This window comes from Methylorubrum subtropicum, assembly GCF_038442325.1.
Lineage (GTDB): Bacteria > Pseudomonadota > Alphaproteobacteria > Rhizobiales > Beijerinckiaceae > Methylobacterium > Methylobacterium subtropicum.
This window is the reverse complement of sequence record NZ_JBBXMW010000047.1, coordinates 1-9,206: the sequence shown is the minus strand read 5'-3', so window position 1 is coordinate 9,206 and position 9,206 is coordinate 1. Positions and strand designations below refer to the sequence as shown.

Annotated in this window: 11 protein-coding genes and 1 pseudogene; 5 read left to right on the top strand and 7 right to left on the bottom strand. The window is 63.0% G+C overall.

Annotated elements, in window-relative coordinates:
• Window positions 1-58 precede the first annotated feature (58 nt).
• A complete protein-coding gene (locus tag AAHG03_RS26965; RefSeq protein ID WP_342154950.1) occupies window positions 59-2,062 on the bottom strand; it encodes an HWE histidine kinase domain-containing protein in 2,004 nt (667 codons plus the stop codon).
• A 599-nt stretch (window positions 2,063-2,661) separates the two neighbouring features.
• Here AAHG03_RS26965 and AAHG03_RS26960 point away from each other — a divergent pair.
• Together AAHG03_RS26960 and AAHG03_RS26955 are read left to right on the top strand one after the other, a co-directional pair.
• A complete protein-coding gene (locus AAHG03_RS26960) occupies window positions 2,662-2,883 on the top strand; it encodes a hypothetical protein (RefSeq protein WP_342154948.1) in 222 nt (73 codons plus the stop codon).
• A 74-nt stretch (window positions 2,884-2,957) separates the two neighbouring features.
• Window positions 2,958-3,371 (top strand): DUF1236 domain-containing protein, encoded by a 414-nt coding sequence (locus tag AAHG03_RS26955; protein WP_342154946.1) that lies wholly within the window; start codon window positions 2,958-2,960, stop codon window positions 3,369-3,371.
• Window positions 3,372-3,598: 227 nt separating this feature from the next.
• Here AAHG03_RS26955 and AAHG03_RS26950 read toward each other — a convergent pair whose 3' ends face one another.
• The 3 genes from AAHG03_RS26950 to AAHG03_RS26940 all read right to left on the bottom strand — a co-directional run bounded on the left by AAHG03_RS26950 (window position 3,599) and on the right by AAHG03_RS26940 (window position 4,927).
• Window positions 3,599-3,778 (bottom strand): DUF2934 domain-containing protein, encoded by a 180-nt coding sequence (locus AAHG03_RS26950; RefSeq protein ID WP_342154944.1) that lies wholly within the window; start codon window positions 3,776-3,778, stop codon window positions 3,599-3,601.
• A 613-nt stretch (window positions 3,779-4,391) separates the two neighbouring features.
• Complete coding sequence (locus tag AAHG03_RS26945; protein ID WP_342154942.1) at window positions 4,392-4,643, bottom strand: 3',5'-cyclic-nucleotide phosphodiesterase; 252 nt, start codon at window positions 4,641-4,643, stop codon at window positions 4,392-4,394.
• An 80-nt stretch (window positions 4,644-4,723) separates the two neighbouring features.
• A complete protein-coding gene (locus AAHG03_RS26940) occupies window positions 4,724-4,927 on the bottom strand; it encodes a CsbD family protein (RefSeq protein WP_342154940.1) in 204 nt (67 codons plus the stop codon).
• Between the two features lie 573 nt (window positions 4,928-5,500).
• Here AAHG03_RS26940 and dps point away from each other — a divergent pair.
• Entirely contained in the window at window positions 5,501-6,061 is a 561-nt protein-coding gene (dps, locus tag AAHG03_RS26935; RefSeq protein WP_342154938.1) for a DNA starvation/stationary phase protection protein Dps, read from the top strand.
• Between the two features lie 22 nt (window positions 6,062-6,083).
• Window positions 6,084-6,890 (top strand): SDR family NAD(P)-dependent oxidoreductase, encoded by an 807-nt coding sequence (locus AAHG03_RS26930; RefSeq protein ID WP_342154936.1) that lies wholly within the window; start codon window positions 6,084-6,086, stop codon window positions 6,888-6,890.
• 94 nt (window positions 6,891-6,984) lie between these two features.
• Here the strand turns inward: AAHG03_RS26930 and AAHG03_RS26925 are convergent, their stop codons facing one another.
• Complete coding sequence (locus tag AAHG03_RS26925; RefSeq protein ID WP_342154934.1) at window positions 6,985-7,689, bottom strand: Crp/Fnr family transcriptional regulator; 705 nt, start codon at window positions 7,687-7,689, stop codon at window positions 6,985-6,987.
• 286 nt (window positions 7,690-7,975) lie between these two features.
• Between AAHG03_RS26925 and AAHG03_RS26920 the strand changes: the two genes are divergently transcribed.
• The gene (locus tag AAHG03_RS26920; RefSeq protein WP_342154932.1) at window positions 7,976-8,125 is read left to right on the top strand and encodes a hypothetical protein; all 150 of its coding nucleotides are present in this window, start codon (window positions 7,976-7,978) and stop codon (window positions 8,123-8,125) included.
• A gap of 153 nt (window positions 8,126-8,278) precedes the next feature.
• Here AAHG03_RS26920 and AAHG03_RS26915 read toward each other — a convergent pair whose 3' ends face one another.
• Window positions 8,279-8,929, bottom strand: a complete 651-nt coding sequence (locus tag AAHG03_RS26915; RefSeq protein WP_342154930.1) for a GGDEF domain-containing protein — start codon at window positions 8,927-8,929, stop codon at window positions 8,279-8,281.
• 36 nt (window positions 8,930-8,965) lie between these two features.
• A pseudogene (locus tag AAHG03_RS26910) lies at window positions 8,966-9,206 on the bottom strand (IS5/IS1182 family transposase); the annotation flags it as partial.

The following is a 9,206-nucleotide window of genomic DNA, read 5'->3' as shown; positions in this document are numbered from 1 at the left end:
CGGCTTCTGCCGGCTTCCGTGCCGGCCCGGATGGCTGCTTCATCTTCGCTCCTGGGGGCTACGATGAACCAGCCATCCTCCGTTCGTGAAGGCCCTCAATCTGTCTCAAAAGTGCTGACGCCGGACAAGGTAGGGCGGCGGGTTGCACGTCCACGCGCAATCCCGCGAGCGGAGCGCTCAAGCTGCAATGCACGCCTTCGCTGTGGTAGCGCAGCGACACGTCGCCCCCGGCGAGACCGCGCTGGATCAGCCGCGAGCCGAATCCCGTGCGGGTAGGTGCCGTGACCGGCGGGCCGCCCTGCTCCTGCCAGTCGAGCTGGAACACCGCCTCGGCGCCCTCGCCTTCGACCGTCCACCCGATGGACACCCAGCCCGCCGGCACCGACAGGGCACCGTACTTCTGGGCGTTGGTCGCCAGCTCGTGCAGCATTAGCCCGAGCGAGAGCGCCGCTGATGGGCCGATCAGCAGGCTCGGCCCGGTGATCCTGAACCGCCGACCGGTGTCGTCGTGGAGGCTCACGGCCTCCTGCACCACCTGGTCTACGCTGGCGCTGTCGGTCTGCCCGGCCAGCAGGATGTCATGCGCCTTACCGAGCACGATCAGGCGGGCCGCGAGCGCATCGCGGGCGGCCGTGAGGCTTGGAGCGTTGCGCAGGGTCTGCGAGGCGATCGATTGCACCAGCGTCAGGGTGTTCTTCAACCGGTGCGACAGCTCGCGGTTAAGAATGTCCTGATGAGCTTCGGCGGCCTTGCGGTCTTCGATATCGCTGACCGCGACCACCGCGCCGACCGTTGCGCCCTGCTCGTCGTCAATAGCCTCGCCGGCAATCGCGATCCAGCGGCGTTCGCCGTCCGGGCGCTGGTATTGAACCTCAAGGCTCGCCCGCTTGCACGTACCGCTGGTGATCTGCGCCAGCGGGTACTCGTGTCCATCCACCGGGCGACCGTCGCCGTGAAAGGCGACGAACCCGCCGTAAGCATTGCTGGAGGACGCATAGAGCGTCTCATGGCCGAGGAACTCGGCCAGCCGCCCGTTGCCCATCAGGATGCGCCCGGACGGGGCCTCTGCCAGCAGGATGCCGACCGGCACGGTTTCCATCACGGTCCGCAGCCGGGCCTCGCTGGCGAGGCGGGCGGCGTCGGCCTCACGGTGTGCGGTTACGTCGAGAACGACGCCGGGGAAGCGGACCGGCTTGCCGCCGGCATCGTGGAAGCAGCGCCCACGGGCATGGACCCATGAAACCGCGCCGTCGGCACGACACAGGCGATACTCCTCACTGAACTCGCCTGCCGTATCCAGGCTGTGCTGGATGCGCTCGCCAACCCATCCGCGATCATCGGGGTGGATGCCATCGACAAAGGCGGAGAGCGGTGCACCCTGCGCGGCTTTGACGGGATCGACGCTGAACATCCGGGCGAACTGCTCCCCGGCATAGAGCCGGTCGGCCGGGATGTCCCAATCCCACCAGCCAAGGCTGCCCGCCGCCGCAAAGGCGAAGTTCAGCCGCTCCTCGGAGAGGTGCAGCGCGTCACGTGTCGCCCGCATTTCCCGGTTGAGCTGTCGTTCGCGCAGCACGGTCGTCACCTGCCGTGACAGCCGCCGCAGGCCGTCCGCCTGCTTGGCGGTGAGGCCCTGGGCGCGGGGCTTATGGTCGATGACGCACAGGCTGCCGAGCACCTGACCGTCCGGAGCGTGCAGCGGTGCTCCGGCATAGAAGCGGATGAACGGTTCGCCGGTCACCAGCGGATTGTCGCGTGTGCGCGGATCGGCCGTCAGATCCGGAATGGTCAGCACGTCCGGCTCAGCCAGCGTGTAGGCGCAGACCGAGGCGTTGAGGCTGGTTTCGCAGGGCGGAAAGCCGACCCGCGCCTTGAACCACTGCCGATCACCCGCAACCAGGCTGACCAGTGCGACCGGCACGTCGCAGACCAGCGCCGCCAACTGGACGATGTCGTCAAAATCCTCCTCCGGCGCCGTGTCGAGCAGCTTGAGCGCTGCAAGGGCGTCGAGCCGGGCCGGATCGTGGACGAGAGTGGGAAGCGGAGGACTGGGCATCAGCATGGGCGATTTTCTCACCGCCTTCTAACCCAGTTGCGCACAATCGTCTCGCACAATCCTGGGAGTCTGACCCAACCTGAGGCTCTACCCCGTGATCGGACCAACGCTTCACGCGCACGTGACAGGCGAGCTGAGATCTTCCGCTTGACCGTTTTCGCCGTCCGAATAGGAACCGGCGCGGCTTCGGCGTTCGCGCCGAGGAGCACCGACGGGGTGGGTAAGAAGCCCCCCGATCACCTGCCTCGTCGGACCAGGCGCTGCTTAGTGGGTGTTTCGGCATTCCGTGCCAGCCGTGCGGCCCGCAGCCGCTCCGTTCGCGCCTCGAGCGCCTGCCGGTCCGCCTCGACCTCAGCCCAGACGGTTGCGGCATCCTGTTGCCGCTGCGCCTCTTTGGCGGCCCGCGTCTCCGCCCGATCCACGGCTGCGCTATCCCGGTTCTGCACGCTTGCTCCTCTGGCGGTTCACCGCAGAAGCTAGAGCGGCCCGCCCCGATGTCTCACACGGTCGCCGTATCGGCGACAGTTCAAGTGGGATCGGCACGGAACTACGGCCAAGCTTAGCCGTTGTGAAAGCAACATACAGTCACGCTTGGGACGCTCGCCGTGAAGACGATCACCACCATTGCTCTCGCGCTGTCGTCCCTGGTGATTGTCTCTGCAGCGCAGGCCCAAGAGCGTCAGATAACCGTATCCAGCGCCCCGGCCAACATCGAGCTGCCCGCCAGCCAGCTGCGCGGCAGCACGACCGCCGGCACCGATGCTGCCGGCGACACGACGGCGGTGCGCAAAGTCCGCATCATCATGCCGTCGCCCTACGGCAACTGAGCTTCGGCCGGTCTCCCCTCAGCTCCGGGCTCGCGACACGCAGCCGGCCCCATCTTGCTTGGAAAGCCATCCTAATGAACCGTAAGCTCACCCTGGCTGCTGCGCTGCTCGCTCTCAGCCTGCCGGCCGCGGCCCAGGCACAAGGCCTCGTGCGCGGTGCCGAAGAGGGTGCCGCGGTCGGTCGCGCGCAGGGCGGGCCGATCGGCGAGATCGTCGGCGGCGCCATCGGTGCGGCCACCGGCACCGTCAACGGCATCCTCGGCATCGATAGCCGCCCGCGCTTTCGCAGCTACGTCGTGCGCGAGGCCCGGCCGTCCTACAGCTTCGGCGACGAGGTCCGCGTCGGCACCGTGCTGCCGTCCGACGGCGTGACCTACTACGAGGTGCCGGCCGAGTACGGCGCCAGCGGCTACCGCTACACCATCGTCAACGACCGCCCGGTGCTGGTCGAGCCGGGCAGCCGCCGGATTGTCGAGGTGATCGACTAAAACCAGTTTGCCTCGTCGGCCGTGAACACGGCGACGTGAACGCGTAACAGCGGCCCCTGCCTGACCACCTGGTCTGTCAGGCGGGGGCTGCTCGTACTTCGGCCACCGTGCCGGAGTGGGCCGGCGCGGCGGGCGAAAGTGCCCCCACTGTCTGTCGCGTCGGTTCAATCTAACCCCGCTCCTCAGCCTGAACGCTCGGGCGTTGATCGCCGCCTGACGTGGGAAGCTCAGGAGGTTGGGGCCTTCCCCTGCCGGGACAGACGGGCCTGACGCTCAGCACGCAGCTCGCGCTCGGCCATCACCCAGAACTCGATCTCGAGCCCATCCGGCCGGTGATTGCGCTCCCACAGCTCGTAGGCACGCTGCCGGATCTCGGCGGCGGTGATGGGCGGTTCAGCCTGCGACATGGGCACGAGATCTCCGTAGCCGCGGTTGAACGCGTGGACCGGGGCGTGCTTTCGCATGTGCACAGAGCGCGCTGCTACGCCTTCGTGGCTGCAGGCGCATCCGGTTCACCGACACCAAAAGGCGAGCCCGCACCATCGATCAGGAGACGGTGGGAGAGAGCCGGTTATGGCTGGATCAGCGTCACGTGCGATAGCAGCCTTTACCTGGGCTCGGTGATCGGCCCGGACGAGTGCGCCGGCGAGTGTGATGCAGACGAGCACCGCACCTACCCAGCCAACCACCCTTGAGATGCGACGTGCATAGCGAGGCATGCACAGCAGGGTGATCGGCTTGAGTTACCCGTTTCCTAACGGGGAATGGATCACTCGCGCGGCTTTGTGTCGGCACCTTCTGCCCCAAGGCGACGCATACACTCGTGGTAGAGCTGTGCGCCAAGATCGAACGGCGACAACCCCTTGGGGTTAGGCGCACCGAGCAGTCGGCTCCTGGCGTCTTCGCGGCAGGTCGCATCCTCCGGGCTTTTGATCGGTGGCTGGAGCTGGGCAAGCGCGCTGCCCGTCAGGGCAACAGCGATGCCGAGGGCGAAAACGATCCGACGCATAAGCATACCTCTTACTTGCTACCTGCTGCTTCGTAAGCAGTGATCGCTCGCCGACAGTTTTCAGAAAGCTCAGCGCGGTTTTTGGTGAAGCAGGCGTCCATCTCCTTGCTGTCAGGGTCGATATCGCCGCAGAATTTAAGCATATCGCGGGTGCAATATTTCTTGAGATCGGCATTGCCGCGCTTCGACTCCGGAGCGGCGGAGGCCGAGGCAACAAAAAGCGGGGCAGCGAGCAACAGTGCAACGGTAGCAAGACGAGGCATTCGACGTTTCCTGAGGTTTGAAGGTTGTGAGGGGCGAGCGTGCGCAGCTGCCCTTGCGGCTGCGCACGCCGTCAGCTGGATCAGGCCTTGCCGGTGACCTTGTCGGCCACGTGCTGGGCGCCCTCTTTCACGTCGCCCTTGGCCTTCTGGGCTTCGCCCTTCAGCTCCTGCGCCTTGCCCTCGGCCTGCAGGCTCTCATTGCCGGTCGCCTTGCCGACGCCCTGCTTGATGTTTCCGGCGGCCTCGTTGGCGAGACCCTTGATCTTGTCCGTGGTGCTGCTCATGGCGGCTCTCCATGCAGCGGCCGATGTGCGACCGTGCCGGGCAGCAACAGCTAAGCCTGTTGCCCGTTCCGCCGCGTTGCGGCGCGCACCAGATCGTGAGGTCAGCCCATGTGCAGAAAATGACCGTTTTTCAGCCACTTGTATGCATGAAGAAACCATGTGAAGAAACTGGGGGCGTGCCGAGCACAGCCGTCTGGCAGCTTTCAGTCAGTGCCACGACGACCGCTGCGGCGGATCTGCTCCAATTCGGCTCGAAGGTGCAACACCTCCGCTTCCAGTGATTCGCGTGGCAGACTTTTGACTTCAGACCCAGCCAAGCTTGCCCTCCTTCCCTCGGCTCGGATCATCGTCCTAACATATTGATCAACCTTTGAAATTTACTGCTGGGAGGGTTGTTCCGACAAACCTCCCTTTTCTGCGGGTGTTGTGGCGGAATTTCACGCAACCGCCAATGCGCCTTCCTGCCCGAGGCAGCCTGTCTAATAAGTGATCCGGACAACGGCGCATAAGCCTGGAACTCCGTTGGGCGCAATCGATTTCTGCCTTCTACCATCAGCAACGGAAAGCAGGATCATGAGCGCAGCGAACGAGCAGGGACGAGGCGGAGCACCGCGGCAGCACCAGACCCGTAACGGCACGAACTCCAACGCCAAAAAGGTCTCGATCGAGACGCTGAACGCCAGGCTGGCCGACGGCATTGATCTGGCGTTGGCAATCAAGCAGGCACACTGGAACCTCAAGGGACCGCAGTTCATCGGCATCCACCTGATGCTCGATGGCTTCCGCAAAGAGATCGATGGACTGAACGACAAGGTTGCCGAGCGCGCCGTGCAGCTTGGTGCGACCGCGCTGGGGACCACGCAGGTGGTGGCGCAGGCCAGTAAACTGCCTGCTTATCCGACTGGGATCTATGCGATCGCCGATCACCTGGCAGCATTGATCGACAGCTACGCGGCCTACGCCAACGCCGTGCGTGAGAACATCGACCAGACCGACGAGGCTGGTGACGCTGACACGGCCGATCTGTTCACCGAGGTGTCGCGTGCCGTCGACAAGCAGCTTTGGTTTATCGAGGCGCATGTGCAGGAGCCGACCGGCCAGATGCGCGACGGCGATCAGACCGATCAGCGTTAAGCTTCAGCGGGGAGCGCAGCAGATGGATCTTGGCATCAAAGGGCGGGTCGCCGTCGTCACCGGCGGCGACTCGGGCATGGGCTACAAAACCGCTGAAATGCTCCTGCAAGAAGGAGTGAAGGTGGTTTTGACCGACATCGACGAGGCGCAGGTGCAGGCTGCTGCCAAAACGCTTGCCACGTTCGGCGAGGTCAAGGCGGTCGCGGCCGACCTGAGTGGTCAGGCCGGGGCCGATACTCTGGCCGCGTTCGCCAACGCCGCCTTTGACGCCAAGCCGACGATCCTGGTGAATGCCGCCGGCATCACTGGGGCCTCCGGCGACTTTCTGGATATCGACGACGCGGGCTGGCTGGAGGCCTTGCAAACCGACCTGATGCCGGCGGTACGCACGGCGCGGGCCTTCATTCCCGGCATGCGGAAAGCCGGCTGGGGCCGCGTGGTGTTGTTTTCATCCGAGGACGCGGTGCAGCCCTACGTGGAGGAACTGCCGTATGCCGCCGCCAAGGCGGGCGTGATGAACCTCGCCAAGGGACTGTCGAAGGCTTACGGCCCGGACGGGGTGCTGGTCAACGCGGTGGCACCGGCGTTCATCGCCACGCCGATGACCGACGCGCAGATGGACAAAAAAGCCAAGGAAAAAGGCGTTTCGTTCGATGAAGCGATCGAGCAGACGCTCGACGAGGAACGTCCTGGCATCGTGGCGAAACGGCGTGGCAAAGCCGAGGAGGTCGCAGCCATGGTCCTGTTCCTCTGTTCTGATCGCGCGAGCTTCATCACCGGCTCGTTCGTGCGCGTCGATGGCGGCTCGGTCATGACCGTGGGCGGTTGAGTAAGCTCCACCTGAATGCCAGACTGACGCAAAGATTTAGAATACGACAGGAGTTGCAATATGATCTGAGCAGGAAGCTGCACCTTCGCGACCGTCAGCTAACCTGCAGATAATTCGCCTCGAACCCGGACAGCCGTTCAAGTTCGGTCCTGTTGAGGATGGTTAAGGTGCCGCCACTCAACCGGATCAGCCCAGCTCCGCGCATCTCTCTTAGCACGCGGCTGAGATGCACGGCGGTGATGCCCATCGCTTCGGCGAGTTCGACTTGGGTGATGCGCATCTCGAAGCTGTCCGCTGTCGCCAAACCTACGGCATTCAACCGAACCCAAAGCTCGCAAAATAGGTGACCAAGCCGTTCCACCGACGTGCGCTGGCCCAGACCCACGAGCCATTCACGTGTAATTGCCTCATCACGCAACTGGCGCCGCAGCAGCAACCGTAGCAGAGCTCTATCGTTTATAGACTGCTCGATAATCCGCTTGCATGGAATTTCCGCAAGAGAACAGTATGTGAGCGTCATAACACCGTAATTAGCACGCCCAAGCATTGCTGCTTCCAAGTCGCATAGATCTCCGGGAACAAGAATTGCAGTGATCTGGCGACGCCCATTGGCAAGAAGGCGGTAGCGAAAGGTATGTCCCGAAAGGAGCAGATGGGTGACCTGCGGTGTGTCGCCTTGGCAAAGGATGTCTTGTCGTCGGTCAACTGCTTTCTCCCGTACAGCAGCCCGTAGCAAAAGCTCAGTCTCTGGCAATAGTCTTTGAAAATTGTCCAACTCTATTTGATCAATTCCAAGCATTTATTGCGCCTTTTGTTAAGAGGTGTTTCTTTTTTTGATCCACGAACAAGTACTGTCCCGCCAGGCTAGATCGCTGCATCAATATGTACGATGTCGTACAAAGCGAGCGTAAAACCGCGCAGCTTAATAACGGTGATCGGTCGGCAACGTTGCAATGATCAGGGAAGTAAGCGATGGCGGTGGCCCGAGAAGCGACAGCCGAGGAATGTACCGAGAAAGCTCTCGGCCACCATGGTCAGCAGAAAGACCTGGTTGCGTGGTAACCGCCTTATCCCGGATGTAACGCATGAATCCGATCAGCATCGGCGGTATGCCCACCGCCAATAATAGGCTTGCGGCAAAATTGATGTCTGCCCCGAACAGCAAGTTCATCATTGGGATCATTGAAACGGTTGAGCATCGCTGTGCAAAAAACGACCGTTTTTCAGTCGATTAAACGCATGCCGAAACTGTGTGAGGAAATCAAACTTTGAGGCATGCGACCGGTCTACGTCGGGAATTGGCTCGTAGGCTCGAACCGCCGCTTTCGACCCCAAGCGATCATTCCACCATTCGGGGCCTATGTGCGGAAAACGATTTTTCCAGCCGCTTAGATGCGTGATAAAACTATGTAAGGAGGCTGGTTGGGTGTCGATACAGCGGTCTGGACCCGGTTACGCCCCTGTCGTTTGGCCTCATAGAGGGCCTTGTCTGCAGCTGCGATCAGGGCCGCTGCACCATCGCTCGATCCGGTTGACAGAACAGCCACACCGCAGCTGATTGTTACCAATCCATGCGGGTTGCCGGCATGCGGCATCCATTGTCCGAGAACGGCCTGCCGCAGGCGGTCGGCGACAGTTTCCGCACTCGCCTGTTCGGTGTCAGGCAGCACGACCGCGAACTCTTCTCCACCGATTCGATAGGCTGTGTCGGACGATGCACGAAGCGCCGTCTGCATCGCGTCTGCAATCAGCTTGAGCGCCTGGTCGCCCTGCTGGTGACCGTAGCGATCATTGAAGCTCTTGAAGTGGTCCGCATCCAGCATCAGCAGCGAGAGCGGCTTGCCCACCCGCGCTGCGCGCCGGCATTCCCGGGCAAGGATCTCATCGAACTGCCGCCGGTTGCCCAGTCCCGTCAGGGCATCCATGGTCGCGAGTTGCCGCAACTCGGCATTCAGCACCGCCATGGTCTGCTGCGCAGCCTTGCGCCGGATCAACTCGCGCTGAAACAGAGCGCTCAGCACCACCGTGGTGGCGCACAAGCTCAGAAATAGGGTTCCGAGCACTAGGTCGCGGACTCATAAAGTTCGAAGCCAGACGCGGACGGCCGCGAGCTTGACGGTGGCGAGGAAGTTTTCCGGGTCCTTGTCGTATCGGGGCGCGACCGCACGGAAGTGCTTGATCTTGCTGAAGAACCGCTCGACCAGATTGCGGTACTTGTACAGGAAGGCACTGAAGGCAGGGACGTTCTTGCGGTTGGGCATCGGCTTGACGTTGGCCCAGGCCCCTTGCTCGGCCAGACGGTCGCGCCGCGCGTCG

Bases quoted from the DNA above. Each gene is read 5' to 3' on its own strand.
- AAHG03_RS26965 (WP_342154950.1), bottom strand. From the start codon at position 2,062: ATGCTGATGCCCAGTCCTCCGCTTCCCACTCTCGTCCACGATCCGGCC.
- AAHG03_RS26955 (WP_342154946.1), top strand. From the start codon at position 2,958: ATGAACCGTAAGCTCACCCTGGCTGCTGCGCTGCTCGCTCTCAGCCTG.
- AAHG03_RS26950 (WP_342154944.1), bottom strand. From the start codon at position 3,778: ATGTCGCAGGCTGAACCGCCCATCACCGCCGCCGAGATCCGGCAGCGT.
- AAHG03_RS26945 (WP_342154942.1), bottom strand. From the start codon at position 4,643: ATGCCTCGTCTTGCTACCGTTGCACTGTTGCTCGCTGCCCCGCTTTTT.
- AAHG03_RS26940 (WP_342154940.1), bottom strand. From the start codon at position 4,927: ATGAGCAGCACCACGGACAAGATCAAGGGTCTCGCCAACGAGGCCGCC.
- dps (WP_342154938.1), top strand. From the start codon at position 5,501: ATGAGCGCAGCGAACGAGCAGGGACGAGGCGGAGCACCGCGGCAGCAC.
- AAHG03_RS26930 (WP_342154936.1), top strand. From the start codon at position 6,084: ATGGATCTTGGCATCAAAGGGCGGGTCGCCGTCGTCACCGGCGGCGAC.
- AAHG03_RS26925 (WP_342154934.1), bottom strand. From the start codon at position 7,689: ATGCTTGGAATTGATCAAATAGAGTTGGACAATTTTCAAAGACTATTG.
- AAHG03_RS26920 (WP_342154932.1), top strand. From the start codon at position 7,976: ATGAATCCGATCAGCATCGGCGGTATGCCCACCGCCAATAATAGGCTT.